The sequence below is a fragment of the Afipia clevelandensis ATCC 49720 genome (genome assembly GCF_000336555.1).
GTDB classification, from domain to species: Bacteria; Pseudomonadota; Alphaproteobacteria; order Rhizobiales; family Xanthobacteraceae; genus Afipia; species Afipia clevelandensis.
Map to the genome: position 1 here is coordinate 839,544 of NZ_KB375281.1, position 18,443 is coordinate 857,986.

Annotated in this window: 19 protein-coding genes; 11 read left to right on the forward strand and 8 right to left on the reverse strand. The window is 63.7% G+C overall.

The features are described from left to right. Positions 1-4 precede the first annotated feature (4 nt). The 6 genes from lexA to HMPREF9696_RS03845 all read right to left on the reverse strand — a co-directional run bounded on the left by lexA (position 5) and on the right by HMPREF9696_RS03845 (position 6,387). On the reverse strand, positions 5-712 hold the full coding sequence (lexA, locus tag HMPREF9696_RS03820) for a transcriptional repressor LexA (protein WP_002711632.1): 708 nt from the start codon (positions 710-712) through the stop codon (positions 5-7). A gap of 191 nt (positions 713-903) precedes the next feature. Beyond that, a complete protein-coding gene (locus HMPREF9696_RS03825) occupies positions 904-2,112 on the reverse strand; it encodes a molybdopterin molybdotransferase MoeA (protein ID WP_002711633.1) in 1,209 nt (402 codons plus the stop codon). A 10-nt stretch (positions 2,113-2,122) separates the two neighbouring features. Then, positions 2,123-2,641: a cyclic pyranopterin monophosphate synthase MoaC gene (gene moaC / locus HMPREF9696_RS03830; RefSeq protein WP_081602383.1), complete on the reverse strand. Its 519-nt coding sequence runs from the start codon at positions 2,639-2,641 to the stop codon at positions 2,123-2,125. A 3-nt stretch (positions 2,642-2,644) separates the two neighbouring features. After that, complete coding sequence (gene trpC, locus HMPREF9696_RS03835; RefSeq protein ID WP_002711635.1) at positions 2,645-3,463, reverse strand: indole-3-glycerol phosphate synthase TrpC; 819 nt, start codon at positions 3,461-3,463, stop codon at positions 2,645-2,647. Between the two features lie 13 nt (positions 3,464-3,476). Further along, entirely contained in the window at positions 3,477-4,490 is a 1,014-nt protein-coding gene (gene trpD, locus HMPREF9696_RS03840; RefSeq protein WP_002711636.1) for an anthranilate phosphoribosyltransferase, read from the reverse strand. 1 nt (position 4,491) lies between these two features. Beyond that, entirely contained in the window at positions 4,492-6,387 is a 1,896-nt protein-coding gene (locus HMPREF9696_RS03845; RefSeq protein ID WP_002711637.1) for a peptidylprolyl isomerase, read from the reverse strand. Positions 6,388-6,671: 284 nt separating this feature from the next. On the opposite strand from HMPREF9696_RS03845, the gene tpiA reads away from it, so the two are divergent. The 4 genes from tpiA (at position 6,672) to HMPREF9696_RS03865 (ending at position 10,656) form a co-directional block, all read left to right on the forward strand. Further along, on the forward strand, positions 6,672-7,427 hold the full coding sequence (tpiA, locus tag HMPREF9696_RS03850; protein ID WP_002711638.1) for a triose-phosphate isomerase: 756 nt from the start codon (positions 6,672-6,674) through the stop codon (positions 7,425-7,427). Between the two features lie 135 nt (positions 7,428-7,562). Next, positions 7,563-7,952 (forward strand): preprotein translocase subunit SecG, encoded by a 390-nt coding sequence (gene secG, locus HMPREF9696_RS03855; RefSeq protein WP_002711639.1) that lies wholly within the window; start codon positions 7,563-7,565, stop codon positions 7,950-7,952. Between the two features lie 174 nt (positions 7,953-8,126). Continuing rightward, the gene (gene pyrG / locus HMPREF9696_RS03860) at positions 8,127-9,758 is read left to right on the forward strand and encodes a CTP synthase (protein ID WP_002711640.1); all 1,632 of its coding nucleotides are present in this window, start codon (positions 8,127-8,129) and stop codon (positions 9,756-9,758) included. Between the two features lie 241 nt (positions 9,759-9,999). Then, complete coding sequence (locus HMPREF9696_RS03865) at positions 10,000-10,656, forward strand: COG3904 family protein (RefSeq protein ID WP_002711641.1); 657 nt, start codon at positions 10,000-10,002, stop codon at positions 10,654-10,656. Between the two features lies 1 nt (position 10,657). Here HMPREF9696_RS03865 and HMPREF9696_RS03870 read toward each other — a convergent pair whose 3' ends face one another. Then, positions 10,658-10,954, reverse strand: a complete 297-nt coding sequence (locus HMPREF9696_RS03870) for a PAAR domain-containing protein (protein ID WP_157169992.1) — start codon at positions 10,952-10,954, stop codon at positions 10,658-10,660. Positions 10,955-11,175: 221 nt separating this feature from the next. Here HMPREF9696_RS03870 and HMPREF9696_RS03880 point away from each other — a divergent pair, with 221 nt between their 5' ends. The 4 genes from HMPREF9696_RS03880 to HMPREF9696_RS03895 all read left to right on the forward strand — a co-directional run bounded on the left by HMPREF9696_RS03880 (position 11,176) and on the right by HMPREF9696_RS03895 (position 14,546). Beyond that, the gene (locus HMPREF9696_RS03880; RefSeq protein ID WP_002711643.1) at positions 11,176-11,502 is read left to right on the forward strand and encodes an NIPSNAP family protein; all 327 of its coding nucleotides are present in this window, start codon (positions 11,176-11,178) and stop codon (positions 11,500-11,502) included. Between the two features lie 20 nt (positions 11,503-11,522). Next, entirely contained in the window at positions 11,523-12,395 is an 873-nt protein-coding gene (locus HMPREF9696_RS03885) for a VOC family protein (protein WP_002711644.1), read from the forward strand. Between the two features lie 66 nt (positions 12,396-12,461). Next, positions 12,462-13,310, forward strand: a complete 849-nt coding sequence (kdsA, locus tag HMPREF9696_RS03890) for a 3-deoxy-8-phosphooctulonate synthase (RefSeq protein WP_002711645.1) — start codon at positions 12,462-12,464, stop codon at positions 13,308-13,310. A 60-nt stretch (positions 13,311-13,370) separates the two neighbouring features. Continuing rightward, positions 13,371-14,546, forward strand: a complete 1,176-nt coding sequence (locus tag HMPREF9696_RS03895) for an MFS transporter (protein ID WP_002711646.1) — start codon at positions 13,371-13,373, stop codon at positions 14,544-14,546. On the opposite strand, the gene queF is transcribed toward HMPREF9696_RS03895, so the two are convergent. After that, on the reverse strand, positions 14,543-15,040 hold the full coding sequence (queF, locus tag HMPREF9696_RS03900; RefSeq protein ID WP_002711647.1) for a preQ(1) synthase: 498 nt from the start codon (positions 15,038-15,040) through the stop codon (positions 14,543-14,545). The two genes, HMPREF9696_RS03895 and queF, sit on opposite strands and share 4 nt — an antisense overlap. A 139-nt stretch (positions 15,041-15,179) precedes the next feature. Between queF and eno the strand changes: the two genes are divergently transcribed. The 3 genes from eno to HMPREF9696_RS03915 all read left to right on the forward strand — a co-directional run bounded on the left by eno (position 15,180) and on the right by HMPREF9696_RS03915 (position 18,391). After that, positions 15,180-16,463, forward strand: coding sequence for a phosphopyruvate hydratase (eno, locus tag HMPREF9696_RS03905; protein WP_002711648.1), 1,284 nt, complete (start codon positions 15,180-15,182; stop codon positions 16,461-16,463). A gap of 138 nt (positions 16,464-16,601) precedes the next feature. Next, entirely contained in the window at positions 16,602-17,726 is a 1,125-nt protein-coding gene (locus HMPREF9696_RS03910; RefSeq protein WP_002711649.1) for a CaiB/BaiF CoA transferase family protein, read from the forward strand. 113 nt (positions 17,727-17,839) lie between these two features. Beyond that, positions 17,840-18,391, forward strand: coding sequence for an NADPH-dependent FMN reductase (locus HMPREF9696_RS03915; protein ID WP_002711650.1), 552 nt, complete (start codon positions 17,840-17,842; stop codon positions 18,389-18,391). Positions 18,392-18,443 lie beyond the last annotated feature (52 nt).

The window sequence follows — 18,443 nt, forward strand, 5'->3', positions numbered from 1 at the left end:
GAACTCAGTACTTTCGGACCAGCCCGATCAGCTTGCCCTGAATGCGCACGCGGTTGGGCGGCAGGATGCGGACTTCATAGGCTGCGTTGGCCGGCTCCAGCGCGATGGACGCGCCGCGGCGGCGGAAACGCTTCAGGGTCGCTTCTTCCTCGTCGATCAGCGCGACAACGATATCGCCCGTGTCGGCGGTTTCGTTGCGCTGGATCAGCACGGTATCACCGTCGAGAATACCGGCTTCCATCATGGAATCGCCGCGCACTTCGAGGGCATAATGTTCGCCCGAGCCGAGCATGTCGGGCGGCACGCTGATGGTGTGGCTGCGGGTCTGCAGCGCCTCGATCGGCGTACCGGCCGCGATCCGGCCCATGACCGGGACAGCGACGGGGAAACTCGCATCCTCGTCGGGGCCGAGAGAGGGTGCAGAGCGGACCTTGCCAAGATTGCCTTCGATCACGCTGGGGGTGAAGCCGCGCCGCGATCCGCCCGGATTGGCGCTTGTCTCGGGGAGCTTGATGACCTCGATGGCGCGGGCGCGGTTGGCGAGCCGGCGGATGAAGCCGCGTTCCTCAAGGGCCGTAATCAGCCGGTGGATGCCCGACTTGGACCGCAGGTCGAGCGCATCCTTCATCTCGTCGAAGGAGGGCGGAACACCAGCTTCCTTGAGCCGCTCGTTGATGAAGCGCAGAAGCTCGTATTGTTTGCGTGTCAGCATGTCTAAGTGGGCCCCGATCCCTCGCTTGAGCGCCGCGCCCCGTCCGGGTCCCCGGCCTCAGGAACGAAGGCCGGGACAGGGATTCAGGAAACGCGAGTCACTCGAAACAAATCATGAACGAACACTATCTGTTCCATATGTGTTCCGCAACCCCTTAATTTCCCGTCAACGAGGCGAGGGAGAGGATCCGGTCAATCCGGAAGCCGCAGGATCGTGCAGGGCGAGCCGGCGGCTGCGGCCGGTGCGAACGGCGGACGGATGATCAGCGCGCTGGCGGCGGCGAGGCTGGCCACCAGCGAACTGTCCTGCGCATTCACCGGGGTTGCGACCGGCAGGCCGTCCGCGCCGCTTGCGAGCCGTGCGCGCAAATAATCCTGCCGCTGGTCGTTGGCCGGCATGTCGCGTCCGAGCACGGCCTTCTCAAGCGGATGATCCACGACGGTCCGGCCCGAAAGCGCACGGATCAGCGGCACCAGGAACAGGAACGCGCAGACATACGAAGACACCGGATTTCCCGGCAGGCCGAGCACGCGCATCGCTCCGAGCCGTCCGTGCATCATCGGCTTGCCGGGGCGAAGCGCAATTTTCCAGAAGGCCATGTCGACGCCTTCGGCCATGAGCGCGGTCTGAACGAGATCGTGATCGCCGACCGATGCGCCGCCGGTGGTTACCAGCACGTCCGCGCCGCTGTCGCGAGCACGCCGGATTCCGTCGGTGGTGGATTCAAGCGTGTCGCGCGCGATGCCGAGATCAATCACTTCCGCGCTCTCGCTTTCGACCAGCGCGCTCAACGAAAAGATGTTGCTGTAGACGATCTGGCCGGGAGCGAGTGCCGACCCCGGCGCCATCAGTTCATCGCCGGTGGCGAGGATCGCGACGCGCGCGCGGCGATGCACCGGCAGGCGCGGATGGTCCATGCCCGCCGCTAGAGCCAGCGCGCGATCGTTCAGCCGCGTGCCGCGCGGCAGCAGCACGTCGCCTTCCTTGAAGTCGATGCCGGCGGCGCGGATGTTCTTTCCCGCTGCAATAGCCTCGTTGACGATCACGATGTCACCGTCGCGGGCGGTATCTTCCTGGATCACCACGGCATCGGCGCCGTCCGGGATGACGCCGCCGGTGAAGATGCGTGCGGCCTGTCCCATCCCGACGATGCTGTTGAACGGGCGGCCGGCGGCGACTTCACCGATCACCTTGAGGCGTGCTCCCGTGACAGCATCGGATGCGCGCACGGCGTAGCCGTCCATCGCGGACATGGCCGCGGGAGGCTGGGTGCGCAGCGCTGCGATGTCGCGGGAAAGCGTGCGGTGATAGGCGCCGGCGAGGGCGACGGCTTCCTCCGGCAGCGCAGCGGCGTCCTTGAGGACGGCGGCATAGGCGTCTGCAACCGGCATCAGCGCCATCGTACAGTCCTCAATACTCGGCCAGATAGTGACCGGACTTTCCGCCCTTTTTCTCGACAAGGCGGATGGCTTCGATCTGAATACCGCGCTCCACCGCTTTCACCATGTCGTAGATGGTGAGGCAGGCGACGGACACCGCCGTCAGCGCTTCCATCTCGACGCCGGTCGGGCCCTTGACCTTGACGGTCGCGCGGACCCGGCAGCCGGGCAGCTTCTTGTCCGGCGTGATATCGAGCGTGACCTTCGACAGAGCCAGCGGATGACAGAGCGGGATCAGTTCGGACGTGCGCTTCGCGGCCATGATGCCGGCGACGCGGGCTGTGCCGAGCACGTCGCCCTTGGCGGCGTTGCCCTTGACGATGAGATCGAGTGTCTTGCCGGTCATCACCACATGGCCTTCGGCCACCGCGACGCGCTCCGTGTCCGGTTTGGCCGAGACATCGACCATCCGGGCTTCGCCTCTGGCGTCGATATGGGTGAGGGCGGAGCCTGCCTTTGTCTTCGATCTTGTTTTGGATTTCCTGGCCACGGGTCAGCGCGTCCCGGTGGCGCGCTGCGGATCGCGCGCAAGCAACGTGCGCGTCGCGGCGGTCACATCGGCCTGCCGCATCAGGCTTTCGCCGACGAGGAAGGTGTTCATGCCGACGCGCGCCAGACGCGAGAGATCGTCGGGCGCGAAGATTCCGCTTTCGCCGACGCTGATGCGATCCTGCGGGATCAGCGGCGCGAGGTCTTCGCTGGTCTTGAGCGTGACCTCGAAGGTGCGCAGGTTGCGGTTGTTGACGCCGAGCAGCGGCGACTTCAGCTTCAGGGCGCGGTCGAGTTCTTCGCGGTTGTGAACTTCGAGCAGCACGTCCATGCCATGGGCGAAGGCAGCGTCCTCGATATCCTTGGCCACGGCGTCATCAAGCGCGGCCATGATGATGAGGATGCAGTCCGCGCCATGGGCGCGGGCTTCCGCGACCTGATAGGTGTCGTACATGAAATCCTTGCGCAGCACTGGCAGCGACACCGCCGCGCGTGCTGCGGTCATGAACGCCAGCGATCCCTGAAACGACGGCGTGTCGGTCAGCACCGAAAGACAGGCCGCGCCGCCGGCCTCATAGGCCTTCGCCAGCGCAGGCGGATCGAAGTGGGCGCGGATCAATCCCTTGGATGGCGATGCCTTCTTGATTTCCGCGATCAGCGCGTAATCGCCATTGGCGTGTTTCGCGCGAATGGCCTTGGCGAAACCGCGCGGCGCCGGCGCCGCCTTGGCGCGCGCTTCAATCTCGCTCAGAGGAACGGCACGCTTTGCGGCGGCGATTTCCTCGCGCTTGTAGCTTTCGATTTTATCGAGGATGTCAGCCAAGGGTATGGGCTCCTCAAGCATTCGAGACGGCGACAAGGCGCGTCAGCCGGTCCGTCGCAGCCCCAGTGTCCAGCGCCTTGGTGCCGAGCGCAACGCCTTCCTTCAGATCCTTCGCCTTGCCGGCGACCACGAGGGCGGCGGCGGCATTGATCAGCGCGACATTGCGGTAAGCGTTCTGCTTGCCGTCCAGCACCTCGCGCAGCGCATTCGCATTGGCCTGCGCATCGCCACCCTTGAGTTCGGCTGCGGTGGCGCGCGGCAATCCGGCGTCTTCCGGCGTGACGTCGAAGGTGCGTATGTTGCCGTTCTCAAGCGCCGCGACATGGGTCGGGCCGGTGAGGGTGATTTCGTCGAGGCCGTCCGAGCCATGCACGACCCAGACGGATTCCGCGCCGAGATTCTTCAGCACCTGCGCCAGCGGCTGCACCCAGTGCTTGGAGAACACGCCGACCATCTGCCGTTTCACGCCGGCGGGATTGGACAGCGGTCCGAGCAGGTTGAAGATGGTGCGGGTGGCAAGCTCAACCCGGGTCGGGCCGACATTCTTCATCGCCGGATGATGAGTCGGAGCGAACATGAAGCCGATTCCGGCCTCGGCGATACAGCGGCCGACGCCTTCCGGCGCGATGTTGATGTTGACGCCGAGGGCGGCGAGCGCATCAGCGGCGCCCGACTTCGACGACAGCGCGCGATTGCCATGCTTGGCGACCGGAACGCCGGTGCCCGCGAGAATGAAGGAGGCGCAGGTCGAGACGTTGACCGACCCCGATCCGTCGCCGCCGGTGCCGACGATGTCGACCGCATCGGCGGGCGCCTTCACCGTCAGCATCTTGGAACGCATCGCCGAGACCGCGCCGGTGATCTCGTCGACGGTCTCACCGCGCACGCGCAGGCCCATCAGCAGCGCGCCCATCTGCGAAGGGGTCGCTTCGCCGGACATCACGCGGTCGAAAGCCGATGCGGCTTCGTCGCGCGTCAAGGCCGCGCCGGTCGCGACCTTTCCGATAATGGCTTTCAGATCGTCCATATCACTGAGCCGAGGCCGCGCCGGTCGCCACGGCGAAGGCGTTCTGGTTGATGCTGACACCGATCTCGGTTTCGAGCTTGGCGATGTAGGCGGTGAGCTGTTCTTCCATTTCGGCGCGCCGCAGGTTATCGGTCAGCTTCTTGACGTCGTCGGATGCAAGATCGACGGGCGGCACGGCGATATCGGTCACCTTGAACACGATCCATTCGGTCGCGCCGTTGCCCTCGGTTTGGCCGACGCCATCCTTCGGCGTGCGGAACGCAGCCGCGACGAGGCGCTCCGGGATGTCCTTGGCGTCGCTGTCGCGCTTGAACAGCTTCGCTGTTTCGACCTTCACACCGGCCGCGGCGGCTTCGGCGTCGAGGGTCGCTCCCTTTTCGATTTTGCCGACCATTTCAGCGGCCTTCGCGCGCAGGCGAGTCGCAATCTGCTCATCTTTCCAGCGAGCCTGGACCTGATCCTTCACTTCATCCAGCGAGCGGTCACGCGATGGTGTCACGCCCAGAACGTCGAACCACAGTTCGCCGCCATTGTATTGCACCGGCTCGTTCTCGACGCCGATGTTGCTGGCGAAAGCCGGAGATACGACATCCACGCCCTGCGGCAGGCCGGTCACGGGCTTGCCATCCGGTCCACGGCCGGAGCGGTCGACGGCTTCGATGGTGGTCGCCTTCAGCCCGAGCTTCTGGGCGGCTTCGGCGATGTTCGCGCCGCCGCCGCGTTCGTCCTCGATCTTGTTGCGCAGGTCCTGCATCTGGGTGCGGGCGCGATCGAGCGCCATTTCGCGCTTGATCGCCGGCGCGACGCTCTCGAACGATGGGTTTGTGCCGGGCTCGACCTTGGTGACCTTCAGCAGGGCCGTGGTCAGCGCGCCTTTGACCGGTTCGCTGACCGTGTTCGGCGCCAGCGCAAATGCGGCGTCCGCGAGCGCGCTGTCGCCGATGGATGATTTGGCGACCGTGCCGAGGTCGATGTCGGCGGTGGTCAGCTTGCGCTCCTTGGCGAGGTCCTCGAAGGACGTTCCGGCCTTGATGCGTTCGCTCGCGGCCTTCGCCTCGTCGGCGTTCGGGAACGGGATCTGCAGCACCTGACGGCGCTCTGGCGTCGCATAGCGTTCGCGGCGCTGCTCGAATACCTTCTTTGCGTCATCATCCGAGATGGTAATCGATTTGGCGAACTCATCCGGCGTCAACGCCAGCATCGCGATCTTGCGATATTCCGGCGCGCGGAAAAGCTGCTTGCGATCCTCGAAATAGGCGGCGAGCGCTTCCGGCGAGGGCGGGTCGATCGTCCCGGCCTGCGCGGCGGTGAGCCTCACGTAGTTGGCGGAACGCTGCTCGTTCTGGAAGCGGACCAGTGCTTCGATCTGGGTCTTCGGCGGCTCAAGCCCGGCGACGATCGTGCCGGTCAACTGGCGGCGCAATGCGACCTTCCGCTGTTCGGCAATATAGCGCTGCTCGGTGTAGCCAGCCTGACGGATGAGCTGGACAAATCGCTCATGCTCGAACTTGCCATCGAGGCCCTTGAAGTTCGGGTCGTTCTGGATGGCTCGCACGATGTCGGCGTCGGACTGCCCAAGGCCCATGTTGCGTACCGTCTCGTCCACGGCAGCGTCCGCAATGACATCCTGCAGCACCTGGCGGTCGAGACCGAACTGGCGCGCCTGCTCGGCGGTCAGCGGACGGCCGAAGCGGCGGCTGATCTGCTGCAGCCGGTCCGTGAACAGGTTGCGGAATTGCTCGGTGGTGATCTCGGTGCTGCCGATCTTGGCCAGTGAGGACTGTCCGAAGCCTTTGAAAATGTCGGCGATGCCCCAGATGCCGAAACTGATAATCAGCACGCCGAACATGACGGACATAACCGTCTTGCCGAGCCAATTCGATGAGGCTTTACGCATTCCTCGGAGCATGGGTCCAACTTGATGTTCGGGGGGTGGGGCGGTTCGCCACGGAGGCGTTACCGCGTTGTTTCGCCAACATATAAAGGGGTGCCGGTTCCCTAGCAACCTTGCTGGTGGCGACGCATCGGCGCGGTTAACGGGCATCATCCCCGAAAATGGGAACCGCTTTCGGATAGGATCATGTCAATCGGGGTGTGTCGTGTGGAAATATGGCGTCGGAACTGGCGTCTCTGGAGCGCCTCTGCTAGCGCAAATCACCCCATTCACATGTGAGATGAAGAATGACCGACACGCGCCGTCCGCTGATCGCGGGGAACTGGAAGATGAACGGCCTCAAGGCCTCGGCGAATGAACTGGCCGCTATCGGGCAGGGCGCGGAAAGGGTCTGGCGCAAGGCTGACCTTCTGATTTGCCCGCCGGCGACGCTGCTGTTCACCTCCGCGGCCATTGTGATCGGCTCGAAGGTCGCCATCGGCGCGCAGGACTGCCACCCCGCCGCTTCCGGTGCGCATACCGGCGATCTTTCGGCTGAAATGCTGGCGGATGCCGGCGCAACCGCGATCATTGTCGGCCATTCCGAGCGCCGCACCGATCATCACGAAACCGACGCGCTGGTCCGCGCCAAGGCCGAGGCGGCGTGGCGCGCCGGCCTCGTCGCCATCGTCTGCGTGGGGGAGACGCAGGCCGAACGCGACGCCGGGAAAACCCTCGATGTGGTCGGGCAGCAGCTTGCCGGTTCGGTGCCCGACGGGGCAACGGCCGCCAATCTGGTCGTCGCCTATGAGCCGGTCTGGGCGATTGGAACCGGGCGGACGCCGACCGCCAAGGATGTTGAGGAAGTCCATGGGTTTATCCGTGATCGGCTCAAGGATCGGTTCAGCGCCGAGGGTGCCGCGATCCGGATTCTTTACGGCGGCTCGGTCAAACCCTCGAATGCGGCCGAACTGATGGCGGTTGCCAATGTCGACGGTGCCCTGGTGGGTGGCGCTAGCCTGAAAGCGGTTGATTTCCTTGCGATTGCGGCCGCGTGCCCCTAAATCACCCACGCCCCTGAGCGGTCTGTCCGGGGGTGGCAATCACCCCCGCAATCGTGTACAGACCGCGCAACTTCAACCCCCGCAAGCGCGTATCGCCCGGCTGCCCGGAGCGACCGTTTGTGACGGAAGGTAACGATGCAGACCGTCATTATCGTCATTCATCTCATGCTCGTGCTCGGCCTGATCGGCGTCGTGCTGCTGCAGCGTTCCGAAGGCGGTGGCCTTGGGATCGGCGGCGGTGGCGGAGGCGGCTTCATGTCCAGCCGCGGCACGACCAACCTGCTGACCCGCACCACCGCGATTCTTGCGACAGGCTTCTTCATCACCAGCCTGTTCCTGTCGTGGCTGGCGAACTACGAGCGCAAGCCGGCGTCGATCATCAACTCGACCAGTCCGGCGCCGATCTCCCAGCCGGGCAGCGCGCCGCAGGCGCCGGTCGGCGGTTTGCTCGACTCGCTCAAGAAGCCGGACGCACCGGCCGCACCTTCGGCTCCCGCAGCACCACAGGCGCCGCAGTCGAAGTAATCCAGACAAATGCTGTGCAGTCATGCGTGAGCCGCTTGCCTGCACATCTGAGAATTGCCTTCCAAGTACCTGACTGAACTTCCATATCAGGACTACCCACAGCGCACCGGAATCCCGGCGCGCGCGTGGGTTTCGTTTTGCGAATCACACCGGCGGAGCTAAAGGTAGAATCCCATGACGCGGTATATTTTCATCACCGGCGGCGTGGTCTCCTCGCTCGGCAAGGGTCTGGCTTCAGCAGCGCTCGGCGCTGTTCTGCAGTCACGAGGCTACAAGGTCCGCCTTCGCAAGCTCGATCCCTATCTCAATCTCGATCCGGGAACGATGTCGCCGTATCAGCACGGCGAAGTGTTCGTGACCGATGACGGCGCGGAGACCGACCTCGATCTCGGTCACTACGAGCGCTTCACCGGCCGTCCCGCGACCAAGCAGGACAACATCACCACCGGGCGCATCTATCAGGATATCCTGAACAAGGAACGGCGCGGCGACTATCTCGGCGCGACGGTGCAGGTGATTCCGCACGTCACCAACGCCATCAAGGAATTCATCCTCACCGGCAACGAGGGCTATGACTTCGTGCTGTGCGAGGTCGGCGGCACGGTGGGCGACATCGAAGGCCTGCCGTTCTTCGAGGCGATCCGTCAGGTCAAGAACGACCTGCCGCGCGGGCAGGTCATCTACATTCATCTGACACTTCTGCCGTACATTCCAAGTGCCGGAGAACTCAAGACAAAGCCGACCCAACATTCGGTGAAAGAGCTCCGCTCCATCGGCATCCAGCCTGATATCCTGCTGTGCCGGACCGACCGCGAAATTCCGAAGGAAGAGCGCCGCAAGCTGGCGCTGTTCTGCAACGTGCGCGAAAGCGCGGTGATCGAGGCGCGCGACGTCGACAACATCTACGCGGTGCCCGAGGCCTATCACGCCGCCGGTCTCGACGACGAAGTGCTGGCTGCGTTCGGCATCGAGGCCAAGGCCCCGCCGAAGCTCGAGAGCTGGCACACGATCAACGAGCGCGTCCGCCGCCCCGAGGGTGAAGTGACCATCGCGATTGTCGGCAAGTACACCGGCATGAAGGACGCCTACAAATCCCTGATCGAGGCGCTGTCGCATGGCGGCATCGCCAACAAGGTGAAGGTCAATCTCGACTGGATCGAGAGCGAGGTGTTCGAGAACGAGGATCCCGCTCCGTTCCTCGAACACGTCAACGGCATTCTGGTGCCGGGCGGCTTCGGCCAGCGCGGCGCGGAAGGCAAGATCAAGGCGGCACGTTTCGCGCGCGAGCGTGAGGTGCCGTATTTTGGCATCTGCTTTGGCATGCAGATGGCCGTGATCGAAGCGGCCCGCAATCTGGTCGGCATCGAAGACGCCAATTCGACCGAGTTCGGCCCCGCCAAGGAACCGCTGGTTGGCCTGATGACCGAGTGGGTTCGTGGCAATGAACTGGAGAAACGCACCAGGGCGGGCGATCTCGGCGGCACCATGCGCCTCGGCGCGTATCCCGCCGCACTCAAGAAGGGCAGCCGCGTTTCGAAAATCTATGGCGATGCGCTGGAGATTTCCGAGCGGCATCGCCACCGCTACGAGGTCAACACCGCCTACAAGGACCGCCTCGAACAGCACGGCCTCCGCTTCTCAGGCATGTCGCCGGACGGCGTGCTGCCCGAGATCGTCGAATACGAGGATCATCCCTGGTTCATCGGCGTGCAGTATCATCCCGAACTGAAGTCGCGCCCGTTCGAGCCGCACCCGCTGTTCGCATCGTTCGTCGAGGCCGCGATGGTGCAGAGCCGCCTGGTCTGATCGGGCGGAACTGGCGCGTACGGGCCTGCCTGTCTCGGGAAGCGCAATGACTGATGACGAGCACCGACCATCGGCAAAAGGCTCCGTACCCAAAGTCGGCGCGGTAAGCACGAGGTCCGAGCGGGAACAGACGGACACGGCAAGGCCGTGGGGGCCGTCACCATCGCAACCGCCCCAATCCGCCGATCAGACACACCACCCACACAGTTCGGGGCGCTGGCATCGCTCGCGGCTGGCCTCGATGGTGTTCGCGTGTCTTCTTCTCGCGGGCGTGCTCATCCCCGCCTATCAGGAACTCTCGACGCCAGGAGCGTGGTCATACTGGAAGGAGTTCTTCGGCTCGCCCAGCATGACTGCGACGGCCGTGACCACGGCGGACGGCCGCAAGGCGCTCGCCATCGACGGGCGGATCGGGCCTGCCTCGGCAAGCTGGTTTCGAGATCGACTCGATGCGGCGAAGCTGGGGAGCGGCGATGTGGTCTTCCTATCCTCGCCGGGCGGCTCGCTCGATCAGGGATTGATCATGGGCGCGGTGGTGCGGTCACGCGGTTTGACCACGGTGGTGGGGAGGGTGGATTCCGCCGGGCGTCCGCAACCGGCGCGCTGCGCCAGCGCCTGCGTGTTCGTTTTTGCAGGCGGGAAAATCCGCGAGGCCTTGCCGCGCTCCATGCTCGGCGTCCACCAGTTCAGCACGACCGGCGCCAAAGGCGAGGAATCGGCGGGCGATCTTGTGTCGCGCACCCAGCGCACCACCGGCATTATCCTCGATTACATGACACGGATGGGCATCTCGCCCTCGATCATGCAGGCGATGACGGCGAGCAAGGACATCCGCTGGCTGACCGAGAAGGAAGCCTTCGAGATGAACCTGGTAACGGCGCGCTACTCCGGAAGCTGACTTACTTCGGACATCCCGAGGTTTGATCGCCGGTTCGGGCTGCGGGCTTGCTGTTGATATAGACGCCACCCGCGCCGCCGACCACAACCCCGCCGCAGCCTGTCTTGCCGCTCAACACGGCGGCGGGCTTGCCGTTGATGAAGACGTTCGGCGATCCCTCGACAATCACGCTGCCGTCGCTCGTGGTGTCGCCCTGACGTGCCGCAGCTTTGCCATTGATGGTCACGCCAGTGGCGCCGCCTGTGATAACGCCCGTCTGGGCATTGGCGGATAACGGCAGCGTGGCGGCGATCAGCATTGGGCAAATCATTATCCGCATGGCGAACCTCGCATGGAGCGCATGATGAACGGGCGCTTGATCGGCAGACAGGCGCAGGCGACTATACGCCAGACCGGGAGCACCTGCATAATCCCGTCGCGTTATCGAGCGAAGCGTACCGGTTCGCTTGAAGAGCGCGCATCAAACATCAGTCGGCGCTGTTCGCGCGCCGGTTCAATCAAGAAGAAAGGCAAGTGACCATGATTCTCGAAATGCGTGTCTATCGCTGTCTGCCCGGAAGGCTTCCGAATCTTCTGAAGCGCTTTGAGAACCACACGCTGAAAATCTGGGACAAACATGGCATCCGTCAGGCCGGCTTTTTCACCACGGTGATCGGCCAGTCCCATCAGGAATTGACCTATTTTCTGAAATGGGATTCGCTTGCCGAGCGCGAGCAGAAGTGGACCGCGTTCATGAGCGACCCGGCCTGGCTGACCGCGCGGTCTGACAGCGAGAAGGACGGTCAGATCGTCGAAAATATCGTCAGCCAGATTTTGACGCCGACAGCTTTCTCTGCGGTGAAGTGAGGGCGCATCGCGCATCCAGCATGGCTCGCGGTCTCGATCATATCGTTCATGCCGTCGGCGATCTTGATGCGGCTGCGGATTTCTATTCCCGCGCCGGCTTCAAGGTCGGCGCGCGCAACAAGCATCCGTGGGGCACGCACAATCATGTGGTGCAGTTCCCCGGTTTCTTCATCGAAGTGCTGACCGTCGCCGAGCCTGAAAAGCTCGGTGATGACGGCCTCTCGCAGCACTTCGGGATTCCCGGCCGCGACGCGATCGGACGCGGCAACGGCTTTGCGATGCTGGTGCTGGAGAGCACCGACAGCGAGGCGGATGTCGCTGACTTTGCGCGGCAGGGCATCGGCATCTCAAAGGTGTTGCCGTTTTCGCGTCAGGCCGTGTTGCCTGATGGCAGCGCGACCACGGTGGGGTTCTCGCTGGTCTTTGCGAAAGATACCCTGTCGCCCGACACGACGTTCTTCACCTGCAGGCAGCAGAATCCGGCGGCGTTCTGGAAGCCGGATTTTCAGCAGCACCCGAACGGCGCAAGTGGCGTCCTCGGAGCAGTGCTGGTCGCGGAGAATCCGGCCGATCATCACATCTTCCTTGAGGCTTTCACCGGCGTTCGCGATCTGCATTCGAGTTCGCTGGGCGTTTCTGCAAAGACGCCGCGGGGCGATATCGAGATCATGGACCCCGTTGCGTTCCGCGATCGGTTCGGTGACGTGGCCAAACAAACCGGCGAGGGCATGTCTTTAAAGGCGCTGCGGCTTGCGGTTCCGGACCTCGGAGCACTTGAAAGCGCATTGAGGCTTGGAGGGGTGACCTCGCACCGGAGCGGCGGCCGGGTCGTGGTCCCGCCACAGGCCGCCCTCGGTGCAACCCTGATATTCGAGGCTTCGGCCCAGATTTGACGGAGCGGACTTGATCGGGCATTGCCTCACCGGCATGGTCAGCCGCTTCCAGCAAAGGGATATGCCTTGAACGCCCCAATTTCAGCCGCCCCGGTGGTGTCCGCAGGCACCGTCACATTCGGCAATACGCTGCCGCTCGCGGTGATCGCGGGACCGTGCCAGTTGGAAAGCCGGGCGCATGCGCTGGAGACGGCTCAGGCTCTGAAAGAGATCGCCGCGCGTCTCGGCATCGGGTTGGTTTACAAAACGTCTTTCGACAAGGCGAACCGCACCAGCGCCTCCGGCGCGCGGGGTATCGGCCTCGACAAGGCGCTGCCGATCTTTGCTGAGATCAAATCGTCGCTCGGTCTGCCGGTGCTGACCGATGTGCATGAGATCGACCAGTGCGAGCGTGTCGCCGACGCCGTGGACATTCTGCAAATCCCGGCCTTCCTGTGCCGCCAGACCGATTTGCTGCTCGCAGCCGCTGCGACCGGCAAGATCGTCAATGTGAAGAAGGGCCAGTTCCTCGCGCCTTGGGACATGGCCAATGTCGTCGCCAAGGTGACCGGCGGCGGCAATCCGAATGTGCTGGTGACCGAGCGCGGCGCATCCTTCGGTTACAACACGCTGGTGTCCGATATGCGCGCGCTGCCGATCTTGGCGCGCACCACGGGCGCGCCGGTGATCTTCGATGCGACGCATTCAGTGCAGCAACCTGGCGGCAAGGGCAGTTCGTCGGGGGGCGAGCGTGAATTTGTGCCGGTGCTGGCGCGGGCGGCGGTCGCGGTCGGCGTTGCAGGCGTATTTATCGAGACGCATCCCGATCCGGACAATGCGCCGTCGGACGGCCCGAACATGGTGCCGCTGAAGGATTTTGAATCGCTTGTGAAGACTTTGATGAATTTTGACGCTGTCGCGAAGTCGAAAGCGTGACGGCCCCAATATAGCAACGAAAACATAAGGGCCGCGATCAACGCGGCATCCGCCAGACCGATGCTGCCGATCCTCAATGTCATCGCCGCGACGACGTTCGCATCCGCCCTGTCATCGCGGGCAATGGAACCGGTTTTGCCACTGGTTGCCGACGACTTCGGGGTTTCTGTCGCCACGGCCGCGAGCCTGTCGGCGGTCGTCGCGCTGACATTCGCCATTGTCCAGCCGCTGCTCGGCGCCGCAGCCGACATGTTCGGCAAGCCGCGCCTGATGATTGCCTGTCTGGTCCTGCTTGGCGCGGCCAATGCCTTGGGCGCGGTCGCTACCTCATTTGAAATGCTGTTCGTGTCGCGTGTGCTTGTGGGTATCGCGGCCGGCGGGACATTCCCCATTGCGTTCGGACTGACCGGCGATCTGGTGCCGACCGCGCAGCGGCAGGTGGCCCTCAGCCGCGTGCTCGCAGGCGCGATGACCGGAAATCTGCTCGGCGCGTCGGCAGCCGGCGTCATCGGCGATTTTCTCGGCTGGCGGGGTGTTCTCGGCGTGCTCGGCGCGATCATGGTGGTGGCGTCCGCCGCGGTCATGATCGGATTCCGGCGCGGCGGCATCACCAGCCCGCGCAGCGGTGTGAGCTTTGCTTCGCTGAAGGCGGGCTATCGCACGATCCTGCGCAATCCCAATGCCCGGGTGTGTTTCACCGCGGTCTTCATCGAAGGGCTTTGCGTTCTCGGCCTCTTTCCGTTTGTCGCAGCCTTCCTCTTTGAACTTGGCGAGACTCGCGCGTCGATCCCCGGCGTGGTCATCGCGGCCTTCGCGGTCGGCGGGCTGTTCTACACCATGAGCGTGTCGCGGTTGCTGCCGCGATTTGGCGTGAACCGGCTGATGATCGGCGGCGCGGCGGTCGTCGCGATGCAGTTCGTGATTATCGCGCTGGGGCCGCGCTGGGAGATTCAGGCGATTTCGTTTCTCATCATGGGTTGGGGATTCTATTCGCTGCACGGTTCTCTGCAGGTGTTCTCAACGGATCTCGCGCCGGAAGCGCGCGCTTCGGCGATGTCGCTCCATGCGTTCTGCTTCTTCATGGGGCAGGCGGTCGGGCCGATCGTCTATGGCTTCGCGCTGGTCCATGCCGGAAAGCAGGCGACCCTGATCCTGAGCGCGACCGCGATCCTTGTGCTGGGTCTGGTCGCCGCACGCCTGCTGCATCAGAAGCCTGCGGAGATGGCGGATATCTAGCCCCGCCCGCGATAGGGCGCGACGCCTTGATCCGGCACCCAGACGCCACTCGGCAATTTTCCGGTCTGCCAGAACACGTCGATCGGAATGCCGCCGCGCGGATACCAGTAGCCGCCGATCCGCAGCCAGCGTGGCTTGATCTCCTTCACCAGCCGCTTGCCGATCCCCACCGTGCAGTCCTCATGAAACGCGCCGTGATTGCGGAAGCTCGACAGATACAGCTTCAGCGCCTTGGACTCGACCAGCCACTGATCCGGCACATAGTCGATCACCAGATGCGCAAAGTCGGGCTGGCCGGTGATCGGGCACAGCGAGGTGAATTCCGGCGCGACAAACCGTACCAGATAATTGTCCTTCGGATGCGGATTGGGCACCCGGTCGAGCTTGGCCGCTTCAGGAGAGGCGGGCATTTCGACCTGATGGCCGAGCTGCAATGAGGCAGGCTCTTGAAGCGAAGCAGTCTTGGCTTTGGTGATCCGGGGCTTTTTCGACATAAGTGTCTCCGTTTGCCGTCTGATAGCCCGTTCTGATGAAAACGTCACGGGATCAAAGGGTTCGGATACCCTTTTCCGCCGGGCCGCCTTCCTGTAGAAGCTGCCGCAAACCTCCCCACCTGATCCTGAAAGGGCGCACATGACCGCAATCGTCGACATCATCGGCCGCGAAATCCTCGACAGCCGTGGCAATCCGACCGTCGAAGTCGATGTGATCCTCGAAGACGGCTCGCTGGGCCGCGCGGCAGTTCCGTCCGGGGCGTCAACCGGCGCGCATGAAGCCGTCGAACTGCGCGATGGCGACAAGGGCCGTTATCTCGGCAAGGGCGTGCAGAAGGCCGTCGATGCAGTCAACGGCGAGATTTTCGATGCTATCGGCGGCATGGAAGCCGAACAGCAGGTGCAGATCGATGAGACCATGATCGACCTCGATGGCACGCCGAACAAGAGCCGCCTCGGCGCCAATGCCATCCTCGGCGTCTCGCTGGCGGTGGCGAAGGCCGCTGCGGAATCCCTCGGCATGCCGCTTTATCGCTATGTCGGCGGCACCTCGGCGCGCGTGCTGCCAGTGCCGATGATGAACATTGTCAACGGCGGCGTGCATGCCGACAATCCGATCGACTTCCAGGAAATCATGGTGATGCCGGTCGGCGCCGAGACCTTCGCCGAAGGATTGCGCGCGGGTGCCGAAATCTTCCATACCCTGAAAAGCGAACTGAAGAAGGCCGGCCACAACACCAATGTCGGCGACGAGGGCGGTTTCGCCCCGAACCTGCCGTCAGCGGATGCCGCGCTGGATTTCGTCATGAGTGCCATCGGCAAGGCCGGTTACAAGGCCGGCGGCGACATCATGCTGGCGCTCGACTGCGCCTCGACCGAGTTCTTCAAGAACGGCTCATACGTCTATGAGGGCGAGAAGAAGACCCGCTCGCGCTCGGAACAGGCCAAGTATCTCGCCGATCTCGTCTCGCGCTATCCGATCGTCTCCATCGAAGACGGCATGGCGGAAGACGACATGGACGGCTGGAAGGAGCTGACCGACCTGATCGGAGGCAAGTGCCAGCTCGTTGGTGATGACCTTTTCGTCACCAACGTCACGCGCCTTGCGGACGGCATCAAAAAGGGCCTCGGTAATTCGATCCTGGTGAAGGTCAACCAGATCGGCTCGCTGACCGAGACGCTGGCCGCCGTCGAGATGGCGCACAAGGCGGGCTACACCGCCGTGATGTCGCATCGCTCGGGCGAAACCGAAGACTCGACCATTGCCGATCTCGCCGTCGCCACCAACTGCGGTCAGATCAAAACCGGCTCGCTGGCCCGCGCGGACCGGACCGCCAAATACAACCAGTTGCTGCGCATCGAGCAGGAACTCGGCAATCAGGCGGTTTATGCAGGCCGTTCAGCGCTCAAGGCGCTGGCGTAAATCGTTATGCGCCGGAAGTCACACCGGCGCATCGCTGCATTTCATTTCCGGACGCGATTGACGGCTTGCCTTGGCAAGCCGTCGCCGTTTTGATCTGGCCACATCTGCCGGGATTCTGCCGGCACAGGAGATACGACGATGCAGGGTCCGCTGACCGGAATCAAAGTCATTGAAATCGGGCAGGCGCTCGCGGGTCCGCTGGCCGGCGCGATCATGGCCGACATGGGTGCGGACGTGATCAAGATCGAGAAGCCCGACGGCGGCGACGACGCGCGAAGCTGGGGCCCTCCGTTCATCGAGGACGCCTCGATCATGTTTCATGTCACCAACCGCAACAAGCGGTCCGTGACGCTCGACATGAAGAACGCCGCTGACATCGAGAAACTGAAGACGCTTGTCCGTGATGCCGACATTCTGATCCAGAATTTGCGTTCGGGTGTGGTCAACGATCTCGGCATCGGCCCGGAGCATATGCACGCGATCAATCCGCGCCTGATCTACTGCTCGATCTGGGCATTCGGGCCGAAGGGACCGCTGTCGAAAGCGCCGGGCTTCGATCCGCTGCTGCAGGCCTATGGCGGCGTGATGATGCAGACCGGCCGCCACGACGATCCGCCGACATTCTGCGCACCGGCGATCAACGACAAGGCGACCGCGCAATGGTGCGTGATCGGCGCGCTCGGCGCGCTGCAGCAGCGTCATGTCACCGGGAAGGGCTGCGTGATCGACACGTCGCTGCTCGACAGCGCTGCCTCGTGGGTGGATGCCTCGCTCGCGACTTATCACATCACGCAGGAACTCTCGCCACGCACCGGCGCTGCGACACCGACCATTGTGCCGTATCAGGCGTTTGAGACCGCGGATCATCCGCTGGTGATCGCGGCGGGGTATGACCGGCTGTTTCACAAGCTCGCCACCGTGCTCGGCTTTCCCGAATGGTGCACTGATCCGCGCTTTGCCAAGGGCAGGGACCGCTTCGTTCATCGCGACACGCTGATCGGATTGCTGAAGCCGGTGTTGCTGACCAAGACTCGCGCCGAATGGCTCGCCGCCTTCGAGGCAGCGGGCGTTCCGTGCGCTCCGGTCAATACCATCGCGGAATTGCAGCAGACCGAACAGTTCAAGGCGTCCGACCTGCTGCGCACCTTGCCCGGCAGCGACCTGCCGGTGGTGGGCTTGCCGATTTCCTTCGATGGCCAGCGCCCGCATCCGCATTCCGGCGCACCGCGCCTCGGGCAGCACAACGACGAACTGCTCGGGTAGGATATCGGAACACGATCTCGCGAGTGGAAGTTAATGCACTTGCATCCTTTTGGGACGAAGGCTAATTCGCCTCTGAAGGTTCGCTTTGTCCTGTTGCTTAAAAGGATCGTCCCATGGCCCATTCCGTCGCCGTCATTGTCGGTAGTCTCCGCAAGGAGTCGTTTTCGCTCAAGATCGCCAAGGCGCTTGCAAAAATTGCTCCGCCGTCGCTGAAACTGGGCATCGTGACCCTGCACGACCTGTCGTTCTTCAATCAGGACCTGGAAGCCACCCCGCCGGCGGACTGGCTCAAATTCCGCGAGACCGTGCAGAAATCGGACGCCGTGCTTTTCGTCTCGCCGGAGTACAACCGGTCCGTTCCGGGTGTGCTGAAGAACGCGATTGATGTGGGCTCGCGTCCCTACGGCAAGAGTTCGTTCCTGGGCAAGCCCACCGGAATCGTGGTCAGCTCGCCGGGACCGCTCGGCGGCGTCGCGGCGGCGATGCACCTGAAGGCGCTGCTCCCCGGCATTTGCGGCCCAATTCTGCAGCAGCCGGAAATCTACCTCAACGGGGTGGGCGACGCGTTCGACGACAAGGGCGAACTGACCAAGGAATCCCTTGAAAAGGTGCTGAGGGACTACATCACCGCCTTCGCGGCGTGGGTCGGCAAGCAGGCGGCGTGACGTTGCGATGACGAGACAGCCCGGCTGTTAGCGATGGGTTAACCGGGCTGTC

Coding starts and splice junctions, on each gene's coding strand:
- lexA (WP_002711632.1), bottom strand. CDS start 712: ATGCTGACACGCAAACAATACGAGCTTCTGCGCTTCATCAACGAGCGG.
- HMPREF9696_RS03825 (WP_002711633.1), bottom strand. CDS start 2,112: ATGGCGCTGATGCCGGTTGCAGACGCCTATGCCGCCGTCCTCAAGGAC.
- trpD (WP_002711636.1), bottom strand. CDS start 4,490: ATGGACGATCTGAAAGCCATTATCGGAAAGGTCGCGACCGGCGCGGCC.
- HMPREF9696_RS03845 (WP_002711637.1), bottom strand. CDS start 6,387: ATGCGTAAAGCCTCATCGAATTGGCTCGGCAAGACGGTTATGTCCGTC.
- tpiA (WP_002711638.1), top strand. CDS start 6,672: ATGACCGACACGCGCCGTCCGCTGATCGCGGGGAACTGGAAGATGAAC.
- secG (WP_002711639.1), top strand. CDS start 7,563: ATGCAGACCGTCATTATCGTCATTCATCTCATGCTCGTGCTCGGCCTG.
- pyrG (WP_002711640.1), top strand. CDS start 8,127: ATGACGCGGTATATTTTCATCACCGGCGGCGTGGTCTCCTCGCTCGGC.
- HMPREF9696_RS03865 (WP_002711641.1), top strand. CDS start 10,000: ATGGTGTTCGCGTGTCTTCTTCTCGCGGGCGTGCTCATCCCCGCCTAT.
- HMPREF9696_RS03870 (WP_157169992.1), bottom strand. CDS start 10,954: ATGCTGATCGCCGCCACGCTGCCGTTATCCGCCAATGCCCAGACGGGC.
- HMPREF9696_RS03880 (WP_002711643.1), top strand. CDS start 11,176: ATGATTCTCGAAATGCGTGTCTATCGCTGTCTGCCCGGAAGGCTTCCG.
- HMPREF9696_RS03885 (WP_002711644.1), top strand. CDS start 11,523: ATGGCTCGCGGTCTCGATCATATCGTTCATGCCGTCGGCGATCTTGAT.
- HMPREF9696_RS03895 (WP_002711646.1), top strand. CDS start 13,371: ATGCTGCCGATCCTCAATGTCATCGCCGCGACGACGTTCGCATCCGCC.
- queF (WP_002711647.1), bottom strand. CDS start 15,040: ATGTCGAAAAAGCCCCGGATCACCAAAGCCAAGACTGCTTCGCTTCAA.
- eno (WP_002711648.1), top strand. CDS start 15,180: ATGACCGCAATCGTCGACATCATCGGCCGCGAAATCCTCGACAGCCGT.
- HMPREF9696_RS03910 (WP_002711649.1), top strand. CDS start 16,602: ATGCAGGGTCCGCTGACCGGAATCAAAGTCATTGAAATCGGGCAGGCG.
- HMPREF9696_RS03915 (WP_002711650.1), top strand. CDS start 17,840: ATGGCCCATTCCGTCGCCGTCATTGTCGGTAGTCTCCGCAAGGAGTCG.